The sequence below is a fragment of the Falsiroseomonas sp. RANM36 genome, assembly GCF_056682175.1.
Genome location: NZ_JBWXTD010000005.1, coordinates 340,778 through 365,047 on the forward strand (window position 1 = coordinate 340,778; position 24,270 = coordinate 365,047).

General features: G+C 71.4%; 21 protein-coding genes. 11 read left to right on the forward strand and 10 right to left on the reverse strand.

Going from position 1 to position 24,270, the window contains the following annotated elements; all coding sequences use genetic code 11:
• Positions 1–118 precede the first annotated feature (118 nt).
• From ilvD to AC1MIR_RS19665, 6 genes are read left to right on the forward strand one after another with little or no spacing between them, the layout of a single operon-like run.
• The gene (ilvD, locus tag AC1MIR_RS19640; RefSeq protein WP_480029876.1) at positions 119–1,813 is read left to right on the forward strand and encodes a dihydroxy-acid dehydratase; all 1,695 of its coding nucleotides are present in this window, start codon (positions 119–121) and stop codon (positions 1,811–1,813) included.
• Positions 1,810–2,703 carry an NAD(P)-dependent oxidoreductase gene (locus tag AC1MIR_RS19645; protein ID WP_480029877.1) on the forward strand — a complete coding sequence of 298 codons (894 nt, stop codon included), beginning with the start codon at positions 1,810–1,812 and terminating at the stop codon, positions 2,701–2,703. Before ilvD ends, AC1MIR_RS19645 begins: the two co-directional genes overlap by 4 nt.
• Positions 2,700–3,752 (forward strand): TRAP transporter substrate-binding protein, encoded by a 1,053-nt coding sequence (locus AC1MIR_RS19650; RefSeq protein ID WP_480029878.1) that lies wholly within the window; start codon positions 2,700–2,702, stop codon positions 3,750–3,752. The genes AC1MIR_RS19645 and AC1MIR_RS19650 overlap by 4 nt, the downstream gene beginning before the upstream one ends.
• Positions 3,749–4,237: a TRAP transporter small permease gene (locus AC1MIR_RS19655; RefSeq protein WP_480029879.1), complete on the forward strand. Its 489-nt coding sequence runs from the start codon at positions 3,749–3,751 to the stop codon at positions 4,235–4,237. The genes AC1MIR_RS19650 and AC1MIR_RS19655 overlap by 4 nt, the downstream gene beginning before the upstream one ends.
• Positions 4,237–5,541, forward strand: coding sequence for a TRAP transporter large permease (locus tag AC1MIR_RS19660; RefSeq protein ID WP_480029880.1), 1,305 nt, complete (start codon positions 4,237–4,239; stop codon positions 5,539–5,541). Before AC1MIR_RS19655 ends, AC1MIR_RS19660 begins: the two co-directional genes overlap by 1 nt.
• Positions 5,541–6,275 carry an SDR family NAD(P)-dependent oxidoreductase gene (locus tag AC1MIR_RS19665; protein ID WP_480029881.1) on the forward strand — a complete coding sequence of 245 codons (735 nt, stop codon included), beginning with the start codon at positions 5,541–5,543 and terminating at the stop codon, positions 6,273–6,275. The genes AC1MIR_RS19660 and AC1MIR_RS19665 overlap by 1 nt, the downstream gene beginning before the upstream one ends.
• Before the next feature lie 2 nt (positions 6,276–6,277).
• Here AC1MIR_RS19665 and AC1MIR_RS19670 read toward each other — a convergent pair whose 3' ends face one another.
• Genes AC1MIR_RS19670 through AC1MIR_RS19695 form a run of 6 tightly spaced genes read right to left on the reverse strand, consistent with a single transcriptional unit; the run spans position 6,278 to position 12,180 of the window.
• Positions 6,278–6,694: a carboxymuconolactone decarboxylase family protein gene (locus AC1MIR_RS19670; protein WP_480029882.1), complete on the reverse strand. Its 417-nt coding sequence runs from the start codon at positions 6,692–6,694 to the stop codon at positions 6,278–6,280.
• 16 nt (positions 6,695–6,710) lie between these two features.
• Positions 6,711–7,691, reverse strand: coding sequence for an ABC transporter ATP-binding protein (locus AC1MIR_RS19675; protein WP_480029883.1), 981 nt, complete (start codon positions 7,689–7,691; stop codon positions 6,711–6,713).
• Complete coding sequence (locus AC1MIR_RS19680) at positions 7,688–8,674, reverse strand: ABC transporter ATP-binding protein (RefSeq protein ID WP_480029884.1); 987 nt, start codon at positions 8,672–8,674, stop codon at positions 7,688–7,690. The genes AC1MIR_RS19675 and AC1MIR_RS19680 overlap by 4 nt, the downstream gene beginning before the upstream one ends.
• Positions 8,671–9,567, reverse strand: coding sequence for an ABC transporter permease (locus tag AC1MIR_RS19685; protein WP_480029885.1), 897 nt, complete (start codon positions 9,565–9,567; stop codon positions 8,671–8,673). The genes AC1MIR_RS19680 and AC1MIR_RS19685 overlap by 4 nt, the downstream gene beginning before the upstream one ends.
• The gene (locus AC1MIR_RS19690) at positions 9,564–10,589 is read right to left on the reverse strand and encodes an ABC transporter permease (RefSeq protein ID WP_480029886.1); all 1,026 of its coding nucleotides are present in this window, start codon (positions 10,587–10,589) and stop codon (positions 9,564–9,566) included. The genes AC1MIR_RS19685 and AC1MIR_RS19690 overlap by 4 nt, the downstream gene beginning before the upstream one ends.
• Before the next feature lie 4 nt (positions 10,590–10,593).
• Positions 10,594–12,180 carry an ABC transporter substrate-binding protein gene (locus AC1MIR_RS19695; RefSeq protein ID WP_480029887.1) on the reverse strand — a complete coding sequence of 529 codons (1,587 nt, stop codon included), beginning with the start codon at positions 12,178–12,180 and terminating at the stop codon, positions 10,594–10,596.
• Between the two features lie 144 nt (positions 12,181–12,324).
• On the opposite strand from AC1MIR_RS19695, the gene AC1MIR_RS19700 reads away from it, so the two are divergent.
• From AC1MIR_RS19700 to AC1MIR_RS19720, 5 genes are read left to right on the forward strand one after another with little or no spacing between them, the layout of a single operon-like run.
• The gene (locus AC1MIR_RS19700) at positions 12,325–14,283 is read left to right on the forward strand and encodes an oxidoreductase (RefSeq protein WP_480029888.1); all 1,959 of its coding nucleotides are present in this window, start codon (positions 12,325–12,327) and stop codon (positions 14,281–14,283) included.
• Positions 14,284–14,305: 22 nt separating this feature from the next.
• Positions 14,306–15,952, forward strand: a complete 1,647-nt coding sequence (locus tag AC1MIR_RS19705; RefSeq protein ID WP_480029889.1) for a hydantoinase B/oxoprolinase family protein — start codon at positions 14,306–14,308, stop codon at positions 15,950–15,952.
• Positions 15,949–18,024 carry a hydantoinase/oxoprolinase family protein gene (locus AC1MIR_RS19710; protein ID WP_480029890.1) on the forward strand — a complete coding sequence of 692 codons (2,076 nt, stop codon included), beginning with the start codon at positions 15,949–15,951 and terminating at the stop codon, positions 18,022–18,024. The genes AC1MIR_RS19705 and AC1MIR_RS19710 overlap by 4 nt, the downstream gene beginning before the upstream one ends.
• Positions 18,025–18,029: 5 nt before the next feature.
• Positions 18,030–18,986 (forward strand): branched-chain amino acid transaminase, encoded by a 957-nt coding sequence (locus AC1MIR_RS19715; RefSeq protein ID WP_480029891.1) that lies wholly within the window; start codon positions 18,030–18,032, stop codon positions 18,984–18,986.
• Positions 18,987–18,989: 3 nt separating this feature from the next.
• Positions 18,990–20,663: a thiamine pyrophosphate-dependent enzyme gene (locus tag AC1MIR_RS19720; RefSeq protein WP_480029892.1), complete on the forward strand. Its 1,674-nt coding sequence runs from the start codon at positions 18,990–18,992 to the stop codon at positions 20,661–20,663.
• Here AC1MIR_RS19720 and AC1MIR_RS19725 read toward each other — a convergent pair.
• The 4 genes from AC1MIR_RS19725 to AC1MIR_RS19740 all read right to left on the reverse strand — a co-directional run.
• Positions 20,650–21,708 (reverse strand): Bug family tripartite tricarboxylate transporter substrate binding protein, encoded by a 1,059-nt coding sequence (locus tag AC1MIR_RS19725; RefSeq protein WP_480029893.1) that lies wholly within the window; start codon positions 21,706–21,708, stop codon positions 20,650–20,652. The two genes, AC1MIR_RS19720 and AC1MIR_RS19725, sit on opposite strands and share 14 nt — an antisense overlap.
• On the reverse strand, positions 21,705–22,001 hold the full coding sequence (locus AC1MIR_RS19730) for a UxaA family hydrolase (protein ID WP_480029894.1): 297 nt from the start codon (positions 21,999–22,001) through the stop codon (positions 21,705–21,707). The genes AC1MIR_RS19725 and AC1MIR_RS19730 overlap by 4 nt, the downstream gene beginning before the upstream one ends.
• Positions 22,001–23,161 (reverse strand): UxaA family hydrolase, encoded by a 1,161-nt coding sequence (locus AC1MIR_RS19735; RefSeq protein WP_480029895.1) that lies wholly within the window; start codon positions 23,159–23,161, stop codon positions 22,001–22,003. The genes AC1MIR_RS19730 and AC1MIR_RS19735 overlap by 1 nt, the downstream gene beginning before the upstream one ends.
• Positions 23,158–24,270: Gfo/Idh/MocA family protein (locus AC1MIR_RS19740; protein ID WP_480029896.1), on the reverse strand; the 1,113-nt coding region annotated here is incomplete at its 5' end. The genes AC1MIR_RS19735 and AC1MIR_RS19740, both read right to left, overlap by 4 nt.

A 24,270-nucleotide genomic window follows, 5' to 3' on the forward strand; every position in this document is an offset into this window, starting at 1 on the left:
CTGAGGCGCGGCGGAATCCCGCCCCGGGGGCGATTTTGCCGCCGCGCGAAGTGATCTAGTCTCCGCCAGGATCGGGCATTCCGGGGGAGGCAGTCGAGTGGCGGGGCAGGGCAGGCCGTTGCGGTCGCGCATCACCACGGACGGGCTCGACCGCACGCCGCACCGCGCCTTCCTGCGCGCCATGGGCCTGGACGACGCGGCCATCGCGAAGCCGATGGTCGGCGTGGTCTCGATGAAGGGCGAGACCACCCCCTGCAACATGAGCCATGACTGGCAGGCCGAGGCCGCGAGGCAGGGCATCGCCGAGGCCGGCGGCACGCCGCGGGAATTCACCACCATCTCCGCCTCCGACGGGCTCGGCATGGCGCATGAGGGGATGAAGTTCTCGCTCGTCTCCCGCGAGGTGATCGCGGATTCGATCGAGGTCGTGGTGCACAACCACGCCTATGACGGGCTGGTCGGCTTCGGCGGCTGCGACAAGACGCTGCCGGGCGTGCTGATGGCGATGGTGCGCTGCGACGTGCCCTCGGTCTTCGTCTATGGCGGCAGCGCGCTGCCGGGCACCTGGCGGGGGAAGAAGGTGTCCGTGCTGGATGCCTATGAAGGCGTCGGCGCGGTGATGGCCGGCACGATGACCGAGGAAGAGTTGCGCGGGCTGGAGATGGCCTGCAAGCCGACCGTCGGCGCCTGTGCGGGGCAGTTCACGGCGAACACCATGGCGATGGTGGCGGAGGCGATCGGCATGGGCCTGCCGGGCAGCGCCACCATGCCGGCCGTGTTCAGCGAGCGCGCCGCGCTCAGCCGCCGCGCCGGTGCGCTGGTGATGGCGATGATCGCCGGCGACGGTCCGACGCCGCGCCGGATCGTGACGCGCAAGGCGATCGAGAATGGCTGCGCCATCGTCGCGGCGACGGGCGGCTCCACCAACGCCGCGATGCATCTCTGCGCCATCGCCAACGAGGCGGGCATCCGCTTCACCATGGACGACGCGGCGGTGGTGATGCAGCGCACGCCGCTGATCGGCAATCTGCGGCCCGGCGGCGCCTATCACGCGGCGGAGTTGCACGAGGTCGGCGGCGCCGCCGTGGTGATCCGCGCGCTGATCGAAAGTGGCCATCTGCATGGCGACATCCTGACCGTCACGGGCCGCACCCTGGCCGAGACCTATGCCGACGCGCCCGCGCCGGATGGCGAGGTGATCCGCCCCGTCGCGCGCGCCATCCTGCCGACCGGCGGCGTCGTGGTGCTGAAGGGCAATCTCTGCCCCGATGGCGCGCTGTTGAAGGTGGCCGGGCTGAAAAGCCAGGTCTTCGAAGGCCCTGCGCGGGTGTTCGACAGCGAGGGCGAGGCCGTGGCCTGCGTCGCGGCGCGCGCGTACAAGCCTGGCGAGGTGCTGATCGTGCGCTACGAAGGCCCGGTTGGCGGGCCGGGCATGCAGGAGATGCTCGGCCTCACGGCGCTGATCTACGGGCAGGGCATGGGCGAGCAGGTGGCGCTGCTGACCGATGGCCGTTTCTCCGGCGCGACGCGCGGCATGTGCATCGGCTATGCCGCGCCGGAAGCGGCGGTGGGCGGGCCGCTGGCGCTGGTGCAGGACGGCGACGTGATCCGCATCGACGGCCAGGCGGGCCGCATCGAGATCGCGGTGGATGCGGCGGAGCTGGAAGCGCGTCGCGCCGCCTGGCAGCCGCGCGCCACGCCGCATGTCTCGGGTGCGCTGGCGAAATACGCGAAGCTCGTCGGCCAGGCGAATGAAGGGGCGGTGACGCACCAGGGCGGCGGGCGCTTCCCGGACGGGCGCGGCGTGCGATGAGCGGGATGCTCGGCTTCGTCGGCATGGGGCTGATGGGCCTGCCGATGGCGAAGCGCCTGCTGGGCGCGGGGCATCGCGTGACGGTGTGGAACCGCACGGCGGCGAAATGCGCGCCGGCGGTGGAAGCGGGAGCGGTGCTGGCGGCGAGCGCCGCGGACTGCGCGCGCGACGCGCCGGTGGTGTTCATGTGCCTGACGGACACGAAGGCGGTGGAAGCCGCGGTGTTCGGGCCAGGCGGCATTGCGGAGGGCATCGCACGCGACGCGGTGCTGGTGGATTTCTCCTCCATGGCGCCGGAGGCGACACGCGGCTTCGCTTCGCGCCTGCTGGCGGAGCGCGGCGCGCATTGGCTGGATGCGCCGGTTTCCGGCGGCGTGCCCGGCGCGGGAGCGGGCACGCTGGCGGTGATGGCGGGCGGCGACGCGGCGGCTTTCGCGCGCGCCGAGCCGTATGTGCGCGCGATGGCGCAGCGCTTCACGCTGATGGGGCCTTCCGGCGCGGGGCAGACGACGAAGCTCTGCAACCAGGTGATCGTAGGCAGCCTGATGTGCGTGCTGGCGGAAGCGACGCGGCTGGCGACGAATGCGGGCATCGAGGCCGCGCGCCTGCCGGAGGCGCTGGCCGGCGGCTGGGCGGACTCCAAGCCGATGCAGATCTGCGTGCCGCGGATGGTGGCGGGCACCTACGACCCGCCGCTCGGCCACGCCTACACCATGCTGAAGGACCTCGACACGGCGCGCGCGCTGGCGGTGCAGAAGGGCAGCCCGCTGCCCTTCGCCGGCCTCGCCGCCGAGATCTTTCGGACGCTGATCGCGCGCGAGGGCGCGGAGGCGGACGCGCTGCGCATCTTCGCGCTCACGGAACCACAGGCAGGGAGAGAGCAAGCATGACCACACGACGGATGCTGATGGCGGGGACGGCGGCGGTGCTCGCCACCCCCGCGCTGGTCGGCCGCGCCGCGGCGCAGACGCGCACCATCCGCGTCGGCAACTGGCTGCCGGCGCATCACCTGATCCCGCGCGGCATCATCGAGCCCTGGGCACGCGCCATCGAGGCGGAGAGCAACGGCTCGCTGAAGTTCGAGATCATGCCGAGCGCGCTCGGCCCGCCGCCACAGACCTTCGACCTGCTGCTGGATGGCGCCTTCGACGTCGGCTACGGCGTCTCCGGCCACAATCCCGGCCGCTTCACCATGACGCAGGTGATGGACCTGCCCTTCATGTCGCCCGATCCCTGGGCCGGTGCCGCGGCCTCCTGGCTGACCTACCAGCGCTACGGCGGCCGCTACAACGAGCATCGCGGCGCGCATGTCGCCGGCCTCTTCGTGCATTCCGTGCCGGCGCTGCACTGGCGCGGCGAACCGATCACGAAGCTCGAGGACATGCAGGGCCGCCGCGTGCGCGTCGGCGGCAACGTGACGGGGCGGATCATCACGGCGCTCGGCGGCACGCCGGTGCAGCTGCCGCCGACCGAGGCGCAGCAGGCCATGGCGCGCGGCGTGGCGGACGGCATCACCTTCCCGATCGAATCCATCGCCTTCTTCAACATCACGCCGGTGATCCGCTCCACCACGCTGATCCCGGGCGGGCTCTACACCGACACCTTCTGGATCGCCTTCAACGAGCGCACCTGGCAGGGGCTGACGGATGCGCAGCGCGCCGCGGTGAACAAGCATTCCGGCATCGCCATCGCACTGCAGTCGGGCTGGGCCTGGACCATGGGCGATCGCGTCGGGCAGCAGGGGCTGGAGGCGCGCAACGTCGCGTTCAACACGCTGGCGGAAGCCGAGGTCGCGCGCGCCAAGGAGCGGCTCAAGGTGCTGGAGACCGAATGGCTGGCCGAGGCGCAGAAGCGCAACCTGCCGGGCCAGGAGATCCTGGACTACGCCCGTACCATGACGCGGCTCTACACCGCGGAGCGGCGGGTGAACGTGCGTTGATCTGGACGGACCGCCTCTTCGCGCTGCTCGGCCTCTGCGCCGGCGTGCTGGCGGCGGCGATGATGCTGATCACCACGGTGGATGTCGGCGGCCGGTATTTCCTGAACCGGCCGCTGCACGGCGCCTTCGAGGCGACCGAGGTGATGATGGGGCTGATCGTCTTCCTCGCGCTGCCGCTGGCGACGCGGCGGCGCGAGCACATCACGGTGACGCTGTTCGACCACCTGCTGCCCGAATGGGTGAAGCGCGCGGCCGGGCTGGTGTTCGGCCTGGTCTGCGCCGGCGTGTGCGGGCTGCTGGCGTGGCGACTGGGCCTTTATGGTGAGCGCCTGCTGCGGGTGGGGGAGGTCACGCTGGAACTCGGCATCCCGCGCGGCGGCGTCGCGACGGCGATGTCCTGGCTGCTGTGGGTCGCGGCCGCGGCCTTCGTGCTGGACGGCATCGCGGCGCTGCGCGGCCGACCGGGTGCGCAGGCGGGCGCCTGATGGAAGTCTGGGAAAGCGCGGGCCTCGCCTTCGCGGCGTTGTTCGGGCTGATGATGCTCGGCCTGCCGATCGCCTTCGCGATGCTGGCGGTGGGCGGCGCGGGGCTGTGGCTGCATGTGGGCGAACGCGCGGCGTTCGGCATCATCGGGCAGATCCCGTTCACCGCTACCATGTCCTACGAGCTGTCGGTGGTGCCGATGTTCCTGCTGATGGGCGCCTTCGTGACGCGCGCAGGCATGTCGGAGGACCTCTATCGCCTCTGCCACGGCTTCCTTGGCCATCGGCGCGGCGGGCTGGCGATGGCGACGGTCGCGGCCTGTGGCGGCTTCGCGGCGGTCTCGGGTTCCTCGATCGCGACGGCGGCGACGATGGCGAAGGTCGCCATGCCGGAGATGCGGCGCTACCGGTACTCGGACGGCCTGGCCGCGGCCGCGATCGCGGCGGGCGGCACGCTCGGCATCCTCATCCCGCCCTCGGTGATCATGGTGCTGTACGGCATCGCGACGGGCACCGATATCGGGCAGCTCTTCATCGCCGGCATCGCGCCGGGCATCGTCGCGATCCTCTTCTACCTGCTCGCAGTCGCCTTCGTGGTGCGGCGCAACCCGGCGGCGGGGCCGGCGGCCGATCCCGTGCCGGTGCGGGAGCGTTTCGCGCGGCTGCTGACCATCGGGCCGGTGCTGGCGCTGTTCGTGCTGATCATCGGCGGCATCTATGCCGGCATCTTCACGCCGACCGAGGCCGCGGGCGTCGGCGCATGCGGCGCGTTGCTGTTCGCGCTGTGGCGCCGCAGCCTGACGCCGCGCGCCTTCCTCTCCTGCCTGCTGGAGACGGTGCGCACCACGGCGGCGCTGTTCGTCGTGCTGATCGGCGCGCTGGTGTTCTCCAACTTCATGAATCTGATCGGCCTGCCGCGCGCGCTGGAGGAACTGGTGACCGGCGCCGGGCTGTCGCCACTGGCGGTGATCCTGCTGATCTTCGCGATCTACCTGGTGCTGGGCTGTTTCATGGAGAGCCTCTCCATGATCCTGCTGACGGTGCCGGTGCTGTTCCCGGTGGTCAGCGCGCTGGGCTTCGACCCGGTCTGGTTCGGCATCTTCGTGGTGATGGCGACCGAGCTCAGCCTGATCACGCCGCCGCTCGGGCTGAATCTTTTTGTCATTCAGGGCGTGATCCGCGACGTGAAGCTGGGCACGATCTATCGCGGCATCGTGCCCTTCGTGGTGGCGGACATCGCGCGCGTGCTACTGATCATCGCGCTGCCAGGCCTGGTGCTGTTCCTGCCGAAGCTCATGGCCGGCTGATGCGCCGCGCGCTGGTCACAGCCGCCGCGTCCGGTATCGGCCTCGCAGTGGTGCGCGCATTGCGCGAGGCAGGATGGGGAGTGGTGCTCTCCGACCTGCTGGGCAGCGAGGGCGCCCTGCACGCAGCGGAATGCGGCGCCGAGTGGGTGCCCTGCGACCTGCGCGATCCCGCGCAGATCGCCGCGCTGGCGGAGAAGGCCGGCGACGTTTTCCTGCTGGTGAACAATGGCGGCATCGCCGGCCCCACGCTGCACGTGACAGAGATGCCGCCGGAGGACTGGGCCGAGGTGATGGCGGTGAACCTCACCGCACCCTTCCTGCTTTCGCGCGCGATCCTGCCGCGCATGGTGGCGCGCGGGGAGGGCGTCATCGTCAACATGGCCTCGGTCGCCGCGCGCATCGGGCATCCCGGGCGCAGCCCCTATGTCGCCTCGAAATGGGGCCTGCTCGGCTTCACGGCGACGCTGGCGCGCGAGGTCGGCGCGCAGGGCATCCGCGTGAACGCGATCCTGCCGGGATCGGTGCGCGGCGAGCGCATCGCGCGCGTGCTGTCGGCCTTCGCCGAGGCGAATGCGCTGACGCCGGAGGAAGCCGAGGCGCGCTACCTCGCGCGCCAGGCGACCGGCCGCTTCGTGGAGCCGGAGGAGATCGCGGGAACGGTGCTGTTCCTCGCCTCCGACGCCGCGCGGTCCATCACCGGCCAGTTCATCGGCGTGGATGGCGGCTTCCAGTAGCCCTACTTCTCCGCGGCGGTTTCGCCCTGCGGCACCCAGCCCTTGCCCTCGCGCATCTCCTGCATGGCGCGACAGAAGCCTTCGAAGGCGGGCATGCCGGCGGGCAGTCCGGCGAGGAACGCGGCCTCCACCACCTCCTCGAAGGTTGCGCCGTATTGCATCGCGCGCTTCGAAGCCCACTCGATGCCCTCGCGGTCGCCCTTCACCGCGGTGGTGATGCCGACCATCACGAGGAAGCGCGTCTTCAGGTCCAGCGCGCGGCCTTCCGCGGGGCCGAAGATGACGTGGCTGGCCAGCTCGCCATAGCGGCGCAGGAATTCCGGATTGCACTCCGCCAGCATCTCGTGCAGCGGCAGGGTGTAGCCGCGCACGGCGCGGATCTTGGCGAGTTCCGCCTCGCCTTCGGGTGTCATCGGCATGGCGCAGTACGCTCCTTCAGGTGGGAATGCGGTTGCCGCCATCGGCCATGCGCAGGCAGGCGGCGCGATGCGTGGCCTCCGCGCCCGGCACGGCTTCGAGCGGCGGCGCGGCCTCGCGGCAGCGCGGCAGCGCCACCGGGCAGCGGCTCGAGAAGAAACAGCCGGGCGGCAGGTTGATCGGGCTCGGGATCTCGCCGGTCAGCAGATGGCGGGCCAGATGCGCGGTGGGATCGGCGGGCAGATGCGCGCTCATCAGCGCCTGGGTGTAGGGATGCGCGGGCCGGTCGAAGATTTCCGACGCCGGCGCTTCCTCCACCACGCGGCCGAGATACATCACCATCACGCGGTCCGCCATCAGCCGCAGCGTGCCGAGGTCGTGCGTGATGAACAGCATCGCGGCACCCGTCTCCTCCTTCAGCTCCGCCAGCAGGTCGAGGATGCCGGCGCGGACGGAGAGATCGAGCGAGGAGGTCGGCTCGTCCAGCACGATCAGCTTCGGGCGCGTGGCGATGGCGCGCGCGATGCAGACGCGCTGCTGCTGCCCGCCGGAGAGCTCGCCCGGATAGCGATCGAGCATCGCGGAAGGCAGGCGCACCCGCCGGCCGAGGCGCTCGGCTTCCTCGCGGCGCTCGGCCGCGGAGAGCGGCGTATGGAGCAGCAGCGGCTCCTCGATCAGGCTGCGCGCGGTCATGCGCGGATTGAGCGCGCTCCACGGATCCTGGAAGACCATCTGCATGCCCGCGCGCAGGCCGCGGCAGCGCGATTCCGGCGCGGTGGTGATGTCCTGCCCGTCGAACACCACGCGGCCCGCGCTCGGCGCGATCAGGCGCAGCACGCAGCGGCCGAGCGTGGACTTGCCGGAGCCGCTTTCTCCCACCAGGCCGAGCGTCTCGCCGGCCGAAAGGGTGAAGGACACGGCGTTCACGGCGGTCAGCACGCCGCCCGGCACGGGGAAGCGTTTCGCGAGGTTGCGCACCTCCAGCACGGGCGTGCTCATGCTGCTGCCCGTTCGCCGGCGAAGTGGCAGCGCGCCACATGGCCGCCTGGCAGCGGCACGTCCGGCGGCGGAATGGCGCAGGCAGCCTCGGCGCGGGGGCAGCGGTCGCGATACAGGCAGCCTTCCGGCAGCGCATAGAGATTGGGCGGCGAGCCCGAAGGGCGCCGCGCGCGCAGCTGCAGGCGCTCCGGTGTCGCGGCGATCAGCGCCTGGGTGTAGGGATGCGCGGGCGCGGCAAACAGCGCACCGACCGGGCCCTGCTCCACCACCTGGCCCGCGAACATCACCGCGGCCTCGTCGCAGTAATGCGCGACGACGCCGAGGTCGTGCGTGATGATCACGGCGCCGATTCCGCGCGCATGCGCGAGGCCGCGCAGCAGGTCCAGGATCTGCGCCTGCACGGTCACGTCGAGGCCCGTGGTCGGCTCGTCCGCGACCAGCAGCGTGGGTTCGTTCACCAGCGCCATCGCGATCAGCATGCGCTGCGCCATGCCGCCGGAAAGCTCATGCGGCCAGGCGCGCAGCCGGCGCTGCGGGTCGGGGATGCCGACGGCGGCCAGCATCTCCGCCGCACGCGCCTGCGCGGCGCTCTCGGACAGGCCGGGCCGATGCGCGCGCTGCACGCGGGCGAGCTGCGCGCCGATTCGCGCCAGCGGATCGAGCGAGGTTTTCGGCGACTGCACGACCAGGCCGATGCGCGCACCGCGCAGCGCGTTCAGCTCCGCCTGCGGCAAGGCGAGAAGGTCGCGCCCCTCGAACAGCGCCTGGCCGGCGACGACGCGGGCCGGCGGCTTCAGCAGGCCCAGGACCGAGAGCGCGGTGAGCGACTTGCCCGCGCCGGTTTCGCCCACCAGACCCAGGATTCGGCCCGGTGCGAGGCTGAAAGAAACGCCGTTCAGCGCGCGTGCGATGCGCACGCGGTTGTCCAGGTCCCGCGCGATGAAATGGGTGTGGAGGTCCCGCACCTCCAGCAGCGGTGTCACCGTGTGGCCGCCTTGCGGCGCGGGTCCAGCAGGTCGGACAGCCCGTCGCCCAGCATGTTGAGGCCGAGCACCATGACGATCAGCGCCGTGCCGGGAAAGACGGCGACCCACCACTCGCCGGTGACCATGTATTCGGCGCCCTGGCGGATCATCGCGCCCCATTCGGGCGTTGGCGGCTGGATGCCGACGCCGAGGAAGGCAAGCGTCGCGCTGATCCGCACCGCCCAGGCGGCGCGCACCGCCGTCTGCGCCATCGCGCCGCGCAGGGCGTTGGGCAGGATGTGGCGGAACAGGATCCGGCGCGTCGGATTGCCGGCAGCGACGGCCGATTCCACGAAGGTGCCGCCGCGCAGCGCCAGCACTTCCGCGCGCACCAGCCGCGCATAGACCGGGCTGTCCAGCAGCCCCAGCACCAGCACGACGTTCAGCAGCGATGGCCCCGCCGCGGCGACGACAGCGAGCGCCAGGATGATCGAGGGAAAGACGCGCAGCGCATCGAAGCCGCGCATCACGATCTCGTCCGCCCAGCCGCCGCGCCAGCCGGTCCAGAGGCCCACGGGCACGCCGACCAGCAGCCCGATGATCACCACCGGGATCGCGATGCCGAAGGCGTAAAGCGAGCCGTGGATCACCCGGCTCAGCACGTCCATCCCGTTGCCGTCGGTGCCGAGCCAGGTGCCGGCGCCCGGCGGCTGCAGCACGCGCGCGGCATTGGCGGCGACCGGATCCTCCGGCGAGATCCATGGCGCGAAGACGGCCATCATCGCGAAGGCCAGGATGATCGCCGCGCCGATCGCGAGCGTCGGCGAGCGGCGCGAGATGCCGGCCAGCCGCGCCGCGATGCGCGCGGGCAGCGACGGTGCGGCGGGCGGGGCAAGCGCAAAGTTGCTCATGCGCGCGCCGCCGCCCGGGGTTCCAGCAGCATCACGGCGAGGTCCACCACCAGGAAGACCAGCACCGAGAAGATAGCGAGCATCAGCACATAGCCCTGCACCACGGCGAAATCGCCCTGGATGATGGCGGTGAGCCCGTATTGCCCGACGCCGCCCCAGGCGAAGACGTATTCGATCAGCGCCGTGGTGCCGATCAGACCGGCAAGCTCGGTGCCGACGAAGGTGACCACCGGCACCATGCTGTTGCGTAGCACCATCCGCCGCATGTCCGGCGCCGGCAGGCCCTGCGCGCGCGCATAGCGGACATAGTCGCTGGCCAGCACTTCGAGCGCGATCGCGCGGGTCTGCTTGATCATCGGCGCGGCGGAGATGATGGCGATGCAGAGCACCGGCAGGACGAGTTGCGCGGCGGCGGATCGCGCGGCCTCCATCCTTCCCTGCAGCAGCGCATCCCACATGTAGCTGCCGGTGATGCGCTCCGGCGGGTCCACCATCAGGCTGATGCGGCCCATGCCGGGCGGCGCCCAGTCCAGCAGGTAGAAGAAGACGAACAGCGCCATCAGCGCGAGCCAGTAGGTCGGCGTGGAGAAGCCGAGCAGCGACAGGAAGCGGCTCACCTGGTCGAAGGCGCCGTCCGGCTTCTGCGCGGCCTTCAGCCCGACGGGAATGCCGACCAGCGCGCCGATGCCGACGCCGTAGAGCAGCAACTCCAGCGTGGCCGGCATGCGGTCCAGCAGCTCGGTCAGCACGGGCCGGTTGCTGATCCAGGATCGGCCGAGATCGCCCTGCAGCACATGGCCGAGCCAGACGGCGAATTGCGCCCAGAGCGGCTGGTCCAGCGCCAGCGTTGTGCGGACCATCTCGATCTCGGCGGCGGTCGCGGTGGGTCCGGCGAGCATCGCCACCGGATCCTGCCCACCCAGCCGCACCAGCATGAAGCAGAGGAAGGAGACGATGACCAGCAGCGGCGCGAGCAGCAGCGCGCGGCGCGCCAGGAAGCGCCCGATCGCCGCCGCGCCCATCGGATCAGCCGACCTTCAGGTCCGCCCAGCGCTCATGCTCGTCCGGGTGGGGCACCCAGCCGGAGATGTTGGGCGCCATCGCCTCGAAGGTCTGCGGATAGACGGTGAGGATCCAGGGCGCGTCCTCCATCCAGATCCTTTGGGCTTCCTTCACCGCCTGGGTCTGCACGGCGCGATCGGGGCTGGTGCGGGCGCGCTGCACCAGCGCATCGAAGGCCGGGTTGGCATACTTCGCGCGGTTGGACACGCCATTGGACGCCGCCATCAGCGCAAGCGCATAGACCGGATCGAGCACGATCGGCCCGTCCTCGAAGGTGAAGAGCGGCATGTCCTGACGCGCCGGGGCGCCGCGGGCGCGCAGGTCCGATCCGGTGATGCGCTGCGGCTTGCAGGTGATGCCGACCGCCTTGAGCTGGTCCGCGATCTGCACCGCCATCGGCTCCTCCCACCACCAGATGTTGGAGAAGAGCAGCTCCACCTCGAAGCCGTTCGGGAAGCCGGCTTCGGCGAGCAGCGCGCGGGCGCGCTCCGGATTGTGGTCGTACGCGAAGAAGGAGGGATCGTAGTCGCGCACGATCGGCGGGACGATGCTGCGCGCGATCTCCCCGGTGCCGAGCATCACGCCCTGCTTGATCGCATCCTTGTTGACCGCGTAGTTCATCGCGCGGCGCACGCGCACATCATCGAAGGGGCGCATCGCGCAGTTCATGCGCACGCTGGCCATCGCGCGGCCGGCCTGGTCCTGCACCTTCACGCGGCGGTCGCGCTGCATGTCCAGCACCTGCTGCACGGTCGGGCGGTCGATCCACTGCACCTGGCCGCTGCGCAGCAGCGTGGTGCGCGACGCACCGGAGGGCACGGCGCGATAGATCACCCGCTCGAAATGCGGCGAGCCGCGGAAGTAGTTCGGGTTGGCGACGAACTCGGCCTGCTCGCCGGGGCGCAGGTTGCGCAGGTGATAGGCGCCGAAGCCGGCGGTGTTGGACTCCATCCAGCGCAGGCCCCAGGGATCCTCGGCCGTCGCGTGCTTCTTGACTTCCGTGCTGTCGTAGATGCCGGGGACGTAGAGCGTCAGCGCCGCGAGGAAGATGGAGGAAGGCGCGGAGAGGGTGAACTCCACCTCCCGCCGCGAGAGCGCCTTCACGGCCGTCACGTTGGACACATTGGCGATGAAGGCGCCCGTGCGGCGCTGCGCGAAGCTCTTCGCCCAGGACCATTCGACATCGGCGGCGGTGAGCTCGTTGCCATGCGGGCTCTTCACGCCTTCGCGCAGCGTGAAGACGTAGCGAAGCCCGTCGTCGGAAGCCTGCCATTTCTCGGCGAGATGGCCCTCGATCTCGGACGGGTCGAGATAGGTGCGGTCGCCGCGCTGCACGCGACCGTAGCGCGTCAGGCCCTCATAGACCTGCACCACGACTTCCTGCGTCCCGGGGCGCAGCGCGTCGCCATCGAAGCCTTCCGGCGTGCCGGGGGCGGCGATCAGCAGCGTGCGGCCGGCACCCTGGGCCAGCGCGCCTTCGCTGGTGAGCTGCAGATAGGCCGGCAGGGCGAAGGCCCCGGCGCCGGCGAGCAAGACGTCCCTGCGCTTCATCGTTCCCGTCTCCCGCTTGCGGCCCGCGCTGCGCGCGATTGTCCGGACATCTACGGTTGCCTTCATGCGCCGCCGCGTCAAGACTGCGGCCGGAGGTGGCGGATGCCGGACGGGCTGGCTGCGGGGATGCAACGATATCCGGCGGTGTTCCGTCCGCTCCGCATCGGCGGCGTCACGCTGCGCAACCGCATCCTGGTCCCGGCGCATACGACGAACTACGGCGAGGATAACCTGCCCTCCGACCGGCACCTGGCCTATCACCGCGAACGGGCGGCGGGCGGGGCGGCGCTGATCATCTTCGAAGGCATCCGGGTGCACCGTTCCTCGCTCGGCCGGCGGCAGGGCGTGAACGGCTACGAGCGCGCGGCGATCCCGCGCTTCGCCCGCATCGCGCAGGCGGTGCAGGCGGAAGGTGCCAGGCTGTTCGGCCAGGTGATCCATCTGGGCCGGCATATCGACGGCAATTTCGCGCGCATGCCCTCCTGGTCCGCTTCCGCCGTGCCGTGGTCGCCCACCGCACCGCCGCCGCATCCGATGACCGAGGCGGAGATCGAGCAGGTGATCGCCGCGCATGGCGAGGTGGCGGCCAACCTGGTCGAGGCCGGGCTGGACGGCATCGAGCTCACCATGGCGCATGGGCATCTGTTGCAGCAGTTTCTCTCGCCGGCGGTGAACCGGCGCAGCGATGCCTGGGGCGGTTCGGAAGAGAACCGCATGCGCCTTGCGCTGGAATGCCTGCGCCGCGTGCGCGCCGTGGTCGGCGACCGCGCGGCGGTGGGCTTGCGCGTCTCGGCCGACGAATGCCTCGAGGGCGGGCTGACGCTGCCGGACATGCAGCGCATCGTCGCGCGGCTCTGCGCCGAGGTGGCGGTGGACTTCGTGAATGTCAGCCACAGCGCGTATCACGGCAGCTACACGATCTCGACGCAGATGGCCGACATGGGCTTCGCGGCGGATGCCTTCCATCACCTGCCGCGCGGCATCGCGTCCGCCTTGCGCGATTCGGGGCGCGACGTGCCGGTCTTCGCCGTGTGCCGCTTCCGCAGCGTGGCGGAGGCGGAGGCGATGCTGGCCGACGGCACGATCGCCATGGTCGGGATGGCGCGCGCGCATGTCGCGGAGCCCGCGCTGGTGCGGCGCGCGGCGGAGGGGCGCGAGGCGGACGGTCGCCCCTGCCTCTCCTGCAACCAGGGCTGCGCCGGCTTCCTCGCGCAATCCCTGCCGATCACTTGCCTCGCGAATCCCCGCGCAGGGCGCGAGACGGAGTGGCCTGAGCCGCCGGAGCCCGCCGCGCAGCGGAAGCGCATCCTGGTGCTGGGCGGCGGCCCGGCGGGCATGGAGGCCGCGATCCAGGCGGCGCGGCGCGGGCATGACGTGGAACTGTGGGAGGCGCGTGACCAGCTGGGCGGCGCGCTGACCTGGACCGAACGCCATCGATCGCTGCGCGGCGAGATGGCGAAGCTGCTGGACTGGCAGCGCGGTGTGCTGGCGCGGGCCGGCGTGCGCATGCGGCTCGGCAAGCGCGCGGATGCCGCAGGGGTGCAGGAGGCGGCGCCGGATGCGGTCGTGCTCGCCCTCGGCGCGGAGCCGGCCGCCACCGTCTTTCCCGGCGGCGGCCGCGGCCTGACGATGGAGCAGGCGCTGGCGGCGCCGGATGCGCTGCCCGATCGCGTCGCGGTGCAGGATGTGCTCGGCAGCTTCGCCGTGGCGGGCTTCGTGGAATGGCTCGCCGGCACAGGGCGGCGCGTGACGCTGATCGCGCCGACGGGCACGCCCGGCTGGCAGGTGAACATCTACTCCTCCTTCGCCTGGCGGCAGCGCCTGCGCGCGGCGGGCGTGCGCATCCTGGCCCTGCAGGCGGTGCAGGCCTGGGAGGGGCCAGGGCGCGCTGTGCTGGCGGATCTCTCGACCGGCGAGATGCGCGCCTGCGGCGAGTTCGACGCCATGGTCGCGCCCGCGCATGGCGTGCCACGTGACGCGCTGGCCGCGGAGCTGCGCGCCGTGATGCCGGAATTGTCGTTGCACCTGGCGGGGGATTGCGCCGCGCCGCGATCGGCGCTGGAAGCGGTGTTCGAGGGCCATGAGATCGGGCGGTCGCTCTAGGCCGTTGCCCGAGGGAGAGTGCATGCGCGAGACCGGCTTCGATCCCGTGACGCTCCAGATCCTCTGGAGCCGGCTGATCTCCATCGCCGACGAGGCGGCGGCGGCGCTGCTGCGCACCTCCTTCTCCACCATCGTGCGCGAATCGAACGACTACGCGACGGTGCTGATGGATGCCGCGGGCGCGAGCCTCGCGGAGAACTCCACCGGCATCCCGAGCTTCGTCGGCCTGCTGCCGCGCACGTTGAAGCACATGCTGGCCGAGATCCCGGTGGAGGAGTTGCGGCCCGGCGACGTGCTGATCACCAACGACCCCTGGATGGCGACGGGGCACCTGCTGGACATCACCACCGTCTCCCCGGTGTTCCGCAACGGCAGGCTGATCGCCTTCGCCGGCGCGACTTCCCACATGCCGGATATCGGTGGCGTGCTGTGGTCGGCCGATTGCCAGGAGGTGTACGAGGAAGGCCTGCGCATCCTGCCCACCAAGCTGATGAGCGAGGGCAGGGAGAATCGCGAGCTGGTCAAGATGATCCGCGCCAATGTGCGCGTGGCCGACCAGGTGATGGGCGATGTCGCCGCGCAGGTCACGGCGCAGCGCGTCTGCGCGCGACGGCTACTGGAGTTCCTGGACGACACCGGTCTCGAGGATCTCACCGCGCTGTCCGCGGAATTGCAGGCGCGTGCGGACCAGGCGATGCGCAAGGCGATCGCGGCGCTGCCGGATGGCACCTGGCGCCATGTGATCCACGCCGATGGCTATGAGGATGCCGAGACGCGGATCGAATGCGCCGTGACCGTCGCGGGCGACACGCTGACGGTGGACTACGAAGGCACCTCGCCGCAGGTGGCGCGCGGGCTGAACAGCGTGATGAACTACACCTACGCCTACACGGTCTATCCGCTGAAATGCGCGCTGGATCCCGACACGCCGCGCAACGAGGGCAGCTATCGCGCGGTGACGGTGAAGGCGCCGGAAGGATCCATCCTCAATCCGCGCTATCCGGCGGCGGTGAATGCGCGGCACCTGACGGGGCTTTTTCTCTCGGGCGCGATCTACGGCGCGCTGGCGCAGGTGGTGCCGGGCAAGGTGATCGCGGACAGCGCCTCGCCCTCGCCGCGGCCGGTCGTGACGGGGCGCGACCGGCGCGGCGACCGCTTCTCCCAGGTGCTGTTCGGCAGCGGCGGGATGGGCGCCGGCGAGGGGCGCGACGGGCTGAACGCCACGGCCTTCCCGACGAATTCCGGCTCGGGTTCCGTGGAAGCCTACGAAGCGAGCTGCCCGGTCCTGATCTGGCGCAAGGACCTGCTGGCGGACAGCGGCGGCGCGGGCCAGTGGCGCGGCGGGCTTGGGCAGGAAGTGGAACTGGAGGTGATGTCGGACGAGCCGGTGCGGCTCTCGCTCATCGCCGATCGCATGAAGCATCCGGCGGCGGGGCTGGTGCAGGGCGGCGCAGGCGCGCCGGCGCTGGTGGCGAAACGCGACGGCACGAAGCCGCATCCGAAGGGCCGCTCCATGCTGCAGCCGGGCGACCGGCTGGTGATGCATTACGGCGGCGGCGGCGGCTATGGCGATCCGCGCGCGCGTGATCCGGCCGCGCTGCGGCGGGACATCGAGGATGGCTACGTCACGCCGGACGGCGCGCGACGTGACTATGGTGTGGACGCATGACCGTGCGACCCTTGCGCATCGGTGTCGATGTTGGCGGCACCTTCACCGACTTCGTCCTGGTGGACGAGGCCGCCGGCCGCGTGATGACCGGCAAGCGCCTGACCACGCCGGAGGACCCCGGCCGCGCGATCCTCGACGGCATCGCGCGTCTGCTGGACGAGGCGGGCGCCGGGATCAGCGCCGTGAAGCAGGTGGTGCATGGCACGACGCTGGTCACCAACACGGTGATCGAGCGCAAGGGCGCGCGCATCGGCCTGGTCACCACGCGCGGCTTCCGCGACAGCCTCGAGATGGGGCGAGAGATGCGCTACGATCTCTACGACCTGGCGCTGGAGAAGCCGGAGCCGCTGGCGCCGCGGCCGCGCCGGCATGTGGTGACGGAGCGGCTGGATGCGCAAGGCCGCGTGCTGAAGACGCTCGACGAGCAGGAAGCACGGCAGGTCGCGCGCGCGCTGCGCGCACAGGGGGTGGAGGCGGTGGCCGTCTGCCTGCTGCACAGCTACCTCGATGCCACGCACGAGCGGCAACTGGCGAAAATCCTGCGCGAGGAATTGCCGGGCGTGCCCGTCACGCTCTCCTGCGAGGTGGCGCCGGAGATCCGCGAATACGAGCGTGCGAACACCGCCTGCGTGAACGCCTACGTCATGCCGCTGATGGATCGCTACCTGGCGCGGCTGGAGGCGGAGTTGCGGCGGCGCGGGCTGGATGGGCCGCTGCACCTGATGCTCTCCGCCGGCGGCATCGCCACCGTGCGGCATGCGCGCGCCAATCCGGTGCAGCTGATTGAGAGTGGGCCCGCGGCCGGCGCGATGGCGGCGATGCATGTGGGGCAGGCCTGCGGCCTCTCCGACATGATCAGCTTCGACATGGGCGGCACCACGGCGAAGATGTGCCTGATCGAGGACGGCGAGGCGGAGCATTCCTCCACCTTCGAAGCCGCGCGGGTGCGCCGCTTCCGCAAGGGCTCCGGGCTGCCGCTGAAGGTGCCGGTGATCGACCTGATCGAGATCGGCGCCGGCGGGGGTTCCATCGCCGCGGTCAGCGCCATGGGCCTGCTGACGGTGGGGCCGGAGAGCGCGGGCAGCGTGCCGGGCCCGGTGTGCTACGGGCGCGGCGGCAGGCGGCCGACGGTGACGGATGCGGACCTGCTGCTCGGCTATCTCTCGCCGGAATACTTCCTCGGCGGCGAGATGGGCCTTGATCGCGCCGCGGTGGAGCGTGCGATGCAGGAGCAACTGGCGGAACCGCTCGGCATGTCCGTGCTGGAGGTCGCGGCCGGCATCCACGCGGTGGTGAACGAGAACATGGCGGCGGCGACGCGCATGTACATCGCCGAGAAGGGGCGCGATCCGCGGCGCTACGCGCTGATGGCCTTCGGCGGTGCAGGCCCGGTCCACGCCTATGGGCTGGCGAAGCTGCTCAAGCTCTCGCGCATCGTCGTGCCTGCGGGCGCGGGGGTGGCCTCGGCGCTCGGCTTCCTCGTCGCGGCGCCGGCCATCGACCTCGTGCGCAGCGGCGTGCGGCGGCTTTCCGCCGTGGATTGGGGAGAGGTCGCGACGCAGTACGCAACGATGGAGGCCGAAGCGCGCGCGCTGCTGGTGGAAGCCGGCGCCGCGCCCCGCGACGTGACGTTCCGCCGCGGCGCGGACATGCGCTATGTCGGCCAGGGCTTCGACATCCCCGTGCCGCTGCCCGAATCGCTCGATGCCGCGGGCGTGGAGCGCGCGTTCCTCGACGCCTATGAGCGCCTGTTCGACCGCCGCATCGAAGGCCTGCCGATGGAGGTTCTGAGCTGGCGCCTGCACGCCACGGCGAGCCGCCCGGACATTCCAGGCGCGCTCGGCCGCAGCATCGGCGGCGAGGCGCGCAAGGGCACGCGCGACGTGTGGTTCCCGCAGACCGGGATGGCAGCCTGCGCGGTGTATGACCGCTATCGCCTGGCACCGGGCGTCATGCTGCGCGGGCCGGCGGTGGTGGAGGAACGCGAATCCACGACCGTGATCGGGCCCGACGCGAGCTTCACGCTGGATGCGCAGGGCAACCTCGTCATCGAGATCGACCAGGGGAGTTGAACCGCATGGCCAAGAGCGCGCCCTTCGTCTGGCTGGACGGCAAGCTGGTGCCCTGGGAACAGGCGACGATGCATGTCGCCACCGAATGCGTGCTGCGCGGCGAGAACGTGTTCGAGGGTATCCGCGCCTATTGGAGCGAAGCGGAGCAGGAGCTGTTCCTGTTCCGCCATGCCGACCACATCGCGCGGCTGCGCCAGGGCGCGAAGATCATGCGCATGACCATCCCCTACAGCGATGCGGAGATCGAGGCGGCGAGCCTCGAACTGATCCGCGCCTGCGGCTATCGCGGCCAGGTGCATTATCGCCCCGTCGCCTATTTCGACATGGGCAACCTGACCGACTACCTGCCGAGCGAGATCCGCACCGGCATGTTCATCCTCGCCTTCTCCATGCCGACGACGAAGGCGGTGCATGACGGCGTAGCCTCCTGCATCTCGACCTGGCGGCGCAATTCGGATCTCGCCTCGCCGTCGCGGATCAAGGCGGGGTCGAACTACCACAATTCCCGCCTTGCCTATATCGACGCGCGGCTGAACGGCTTCCAGATTCCGATCCTGCTGAACGAGGCGGGCAAGGTGGCGGAAGGCCCGGGCGCCTGCTTCATGATGGTGCGCCACGGCAAGCTGATCACGCCGCCCGTCACCGCCGACATCCTGGAGAGCATCACGCGCGAGACGCTGATCGAGCTGGCGCGCGCGGAGCTCGGCCTGGAGGTGATCGAGCGCGACATCGACCGCACGGAGCTCTACATCTGCGACGAGGCCTTCTTCTGCGGCAGCGGGCATGAAGTGACGCCGATCAATTCGGTGGACCGCTACGAGGTGGGCGATGGGCGGCCCGGACCGCTGACGCGGCGTATCCAGAAACTCTATTTCGACGTGGTTTCCGGCGCGGTGCCGCAATACCGGCACTGGCTGACGCCGGTGCTCGGGAGCGCCGCGCGCGCTTCGGCGGCGGAGTAGGCCATGCCGCGCAGCGTGGGGAGGCTGGTCGCCGAAAGCCTGGTCGCGCATGGCGCCGACCTGATCTTCTGCGTCCCCGGCGAGAGCTTCCTGGGCCTGACGGACGCGATGACGGACCTGCCGGAACTGCGGCTGATAGTGTGCCGCCACGAAGGTGGCGCGTCCTACATGGCGGTTGCGGATGGGCGCATGCGTGGCGGCCGTGCGGGGCTGTGCCTCGTCTCGCGCGGGCCGGGTGTCGCGAATGCGATGATCGGTCTGCACACAGCCTTCCACGACGCCGTGCCGATGCTGCTGCTGGTCGGGCAGATCGAGCGGCGCGACATGGGCCGTGGCGCGCTGCAGGAACAGAACTACGGCAAGCTGCTGGGCGACGTGACCAAGGCGGTGATCGAGGTCGCGCAGGGCTCGCAGGTCTCGGAAGCGGTCGCGCGCGCCTACCACCTGGCGGAATCCGGCACCCCGGGCCCGGTGGCGCTGATCCTGCCGGAGGATCTGCTGGACGATCCGGCCGACGACCTGCCGCTGGCGGCGCCGCGGCCGCGCACGGCGCCGCAGCCCTCGGCGGCGCAGCTCGACGAACTGGCGTCACGCCTGGCCAGGGCGGAGCGGCCGCTGGTGCATGTCGGCAGCCTGGCGGACGGCACCCCGGATCAGCTTGCGGCCATCGCGCAACTGGCAGAGCGCTGGATGCTGCCGATGGCGCCGACGCATCGCTGGCCGCATATCTTCGACAGCGCGCATCCGCATTACGCCGGCTATGTCGGCAACCGCGTGCAGGCGAAGCTGATGGCGGCGATGAAGCAGGCCGACCTGCTGGTGGCGCTTGGCGAACGCATGACCGATGTGGTCAGCCAGTCCTACACCTGGCCCGCGGCGCCCGACCCGCAGCTTCCCTTCGTGCATGTCTGGCCGGACCCGCTCGAGATCAACCGTGTGTTCCGAGCCGAGCTTCCGATCGTCGCCGATCCGCATGCCGTGGTCGCCGGCCTGCTGGCGCGCAAGCCGGGTTTCCCGTCCGGGCGCGTGGCCTGGATCGCGACGCTCAACGGCATCCATCGCGAGCTGACCGCACCGCGCCAGGATCCCGCGCCGGATGGCGTGAACTTCGCCGCGGTCTGCATCGCGCTCGCCGCGCGCATGGCGCCGGATGCGATGCTCAGCACGGATGCGGGTAACTTCACCTCCTTCGTGCATCGCCATGTGCCATTCGGGCCTCGCCGCATCTTCCTGGGTTCGGCGGTGGGCGGCATGGGCGCGGCGGTGCCGATGGCGGTCGCGGCGGCGCTGCGCCATCCGGGCCGCCAGGCCATCGCGGTGGTCGGCGACGGCGGCGCGCTGATGACCGGCAACGAGATCGCGACCGCCATGCGACACGGTGTCGCGCCTGTGATCATCGTCGCCGACAACCGCACCTATGGCTCGATCGGGATGCATCACGGCAACCGCTATCCCGGCCGGCCGGTCGCGGCAGCGGCGGACCTCGTGAACCCCGATTTCGCCGCCTGGGCGCGCGCCTTCGGTGCGGAAGGCTACACGATCCGCACCGAGGCGGAGGTCGCGCCGGCACTGGATGCGGCGCTGGCGCCGCGCCGCGTGCCGGCGGTGGTGCATGTGCACGCCTCCGCGCTGCAGGTCACGGCGTGGCGGCGGGCGGAGGCACCTACTCCGCGGTGATCCCCGCCGCGCGGATCATCGGCACCCAGAGCGCGAGCTCGCGATCCACCTTGGCCTGCGCCGCGGGGCCCGTGGTCGGCGTCGCGTCCACGCCCATTGCCGTGATGCGCTCGATGACGGTCGGGCTGGTCAGCGTCGCGGCGGTCGCGTTGCGCAGCGTGTCGAGCACCGGCGCGGGCGTGCCCGCTCGGGCCGAGATGACGTGCCAGATCTCGAAGGAGAAGTCGGGCCAGCCGCTCTCCGCGATGGTCGGGATCTCCGGCGCGCCGGAGAGGCGCTTCGCACTGGCCGCCGCGATGCCGCGCAGGCGCCCGGCGCGGATGTGCGGGATGCAATCCGATGCGCCGGAAAACATGAAATCCAGATTGCCCGCCACGAGATCGGTGGTGGCCGGCGCGCCGCCGCGATAGGGCACGTGCTGCGCCTCGACGCCGGCCGTGCGCAGGAAGAGCGCGGTGGTGATGTGCGCGGGGGAGCCGACGCCGGCGGTGCCGTACGAAAGTTCGCCCGGCTTCGCGCGGCAGGCCGCCACCAGATCGCGCGCCGTGTTGATGCCGGGCTGGCGCTGCGGATTCACCACGGCAATGTTCGCGGCCGTCGAGGTGATGCCGCGGCCGCCGCCGGCGGGCGCCCGGGCGGGGGCCGGGGTGCGGGGCCCCCCCCAGCGGCATTGGGCGGGGGCGGGGGGGGGCCGGCCGCGGGCCCGCCGGGCCCGCGCCGTGTCGTAGCCGGGATTGCGGTGCACCGCCATGTTCACGACATGCGTCGCGACATGGCCCATCACCAGCGTGTAGCCATCCGCCGGCGCCTGTGCCGCCGCGGCCATGCCGATGGCGCCGCCCGCGCCGGGCCGGTTCTCCACGACGACCGATTGGCCAAGCCGCTCCGTGAGGCCCTGCGCGACGATGCGCGCCGTGGTGTCGGTGCCGCCGCCCGGCGCGAAGGGCACGATCAGGCGGATCGAGCGATCCGGATATGCATGGGCGAGGCGCGGCGCGGCCAGCATGGCGGCGGCCGCGAGCAGGGTGCGGCGTGATGTTGTCATGGTTCCTCCCTCCGGCGGGCCCGCAGGCTCCGCATGTTGTGCACGTGCACGTGTTCGCCGGCAGCGATGTCAGCGATCGCCTCGCCGATCACTGCGCCATATTTGCGGATGGGCGTGCCGCGCGGCAGGTCGCGGCGCGCGACCTTGTGGCCGAGAGGAACGGCGCCGCGCAGCGAGAGCGGCAGCACGGCGTCCCCCGCGCGCACCCGTGCGACGCCATCCGGCAGGTCGCGCAGCGCGACGGCGACGTCGTCCTGCGCGTCTATGGCCAGCAGGTCCCAGCGTGCGCTCATCAGAAATCGGCCCCCAGCCGCGCGAAGGCGTAGCCGCCCTCGTCCAGCACCTCGCCCCAGCAGCGCGTGCCGCTCGCATGGTCCAGCAGCTGCGCGAAAAGCGCATCCGCCGCCTCCTCCGGCTCCCGCGTGCCGAGCATCAGGCCGGAGCCGTCGAAGTCGATCTGCTGCGTCAGGCGCTGCGCGGTCTTCGGATTGACCGTGACCTTCACCGTCGGCGCCAGCGCGTCGCAATAGGAATTGCCGGGGCCGGTGGTGAAGATCAGCATGGTGCAGCCCGCGGCGACGAAGCCCGTGATGGACGGCGGCGAGAAGGCCGGCCCCTGCATCACCCAAAGCCCCGGTCCGGGCAGCGGCGCGGCATGCGGCACCACGCCCTGCACGGGACGGGAGCCGCCCTTGGCGATGGCGCCGAGCGACTTCTCCTCGATGCTCGAAAGGCCACCGCGGATGTTCTCCTGCCCCGGGTTGTTGCCGGTCAGGTCCTCGCCGCTCGCGGCCGCCCAGGCTTCGCGCTGCGCCACCGCCTCCACGATCGCGCGGCCGATTTCCGGCGTGGCGGCGCGCGCGGCGAGAACATGCTCGGCGCCGAGCCACTCCATCGTCTCGCCGAACACCGCGGCGCCGCCCGCATCCACGATGCGGTCGGCGACGAGCCCGGCAATCGGATTGGCGCCGAGGCCGCTCGTTGCGTCCGAATGGCCGCATTCGATGCCGAGGCGCAGCAGCGAAGCCGGAAGCGGAACCCGGCGTGCGCGGGAGATGTCGCGCGCCATCGCCGCGGCAAGCCGCAGCCCGCGGTCGGAGAGCGCCAGGGAATCCTCGTGCACGTCGTCCAGCGCGATCGCCTCGAGCGGCTTGCCGGACGGCGCGATCGCCTCCGCCACCGCATCCAACCGCAGCCGGTCGGCGCCGACCAGCACCACGCCGCCGGCATTGGGGTTGTTGCCGAGGCCGGCGAGCATGCGGCGCATCATCGCGCGGTCCTCGCCGAACTGGCCGCGGCCATAGGGCATCTCGATCAGCAGCGCGCCGGGTACCTGCCGTGCGATGCGGCGTGCCGGTCCGCCGGTGAGGCCGAGGATCGAGATGACCAGCAGCCGGTTGCGCGTGCCGGCGCTGCCGTCCGGTCGCAGGTAGCCGAGGAACTCGTTCTTCATGCCGTCATGTCGTCCAGTTCGGTCCAGGCGCCGCCGGCGGCGTTCGAGGCGAGGCAGGCCGCGACGAAGCGCAGCCCGGCCAAGCCGTCGCGCGCGCCCGGGGCGGAGGTTGCGAGCGGGTCAGGCGGCACGCCGAGGCGCCGCGCCGCGGCGAGTTCGGAAAAATCGCCGTAGAGATTGGCGAAGGCCTCGTGCAGGCCCTCGGGATGCCCGGTGCGGCGGAATCGCGTGGCATGGGTTGCCGCCGCGGAGAGCCAGGGCTGGCCGCGCGAGAGCAGAACGGGCGGGCCGTCCAGCGGGCAGAGGCGCAGCTCGTTATGCGCCGCGTGGCGCCATTCCAGATGGCCCTCACTGCCGATGACGCGCAGCAGGATGTGGTTCTCGACGCCGGCGGCGCCCTGACAGAGCGTCATCGCGCCGCGCGCGCCGGAGGGCAGGCGGAAGCGCAGATGCGCATAGTCATGCACGCGCCGCCCCGGCATCAGCGCGCCGACCTCGGCGCTGACGGCGTGGAAGGGTTCGCCGCAGACGAAGCTCGCCAGGTGGTGCGCATGCGTGCCGATGTCGCCGAGCACCAGCGAAGGGCCGCTGCGCGCGGGATCGAGCCGCCAGCGCCTCGCGGCGTCGGGGGCATCCTCCACGCGCGCGGCAAGACCGGAGCCGAGATACTCCAGCTGCACCGAACGCACCGCGCCGATGCGGCCCGCGGCGACGAGGGCGCGCGCCTCGCGGATCATCGGATAGCCGGAATAGCCATGCGTGAGCACCAGCGCGACACCGCGCGCGGCGGCGGCGCGCGCGACCTCCTCGGCTTCGGCGACCGTGTTGGTCATCGGCTTGTCCAGCATCACGTCGAGGCCCGCCGCCATGGCCGCCAGCGCGAAGCGGTGATGCGTGTCGTTGGGCGTGATGATCGCGACCGCCTCGATGCCGTCATCCCGCGCGGCCTCCGCCGCGATCATCTCGGCGACGCCGGCATGGCTGCGTTCCGGCGCGATGCCGTATTCTGTGGCCGCGGCGCGGCCCCGCGCCGCGGCGCGGGGCCGCGCGCCCGCGCCCCCCCCGAATCGCCCGGCCCTCCGCGCCGCGCGCCGCTGCCCCTGCCCGGC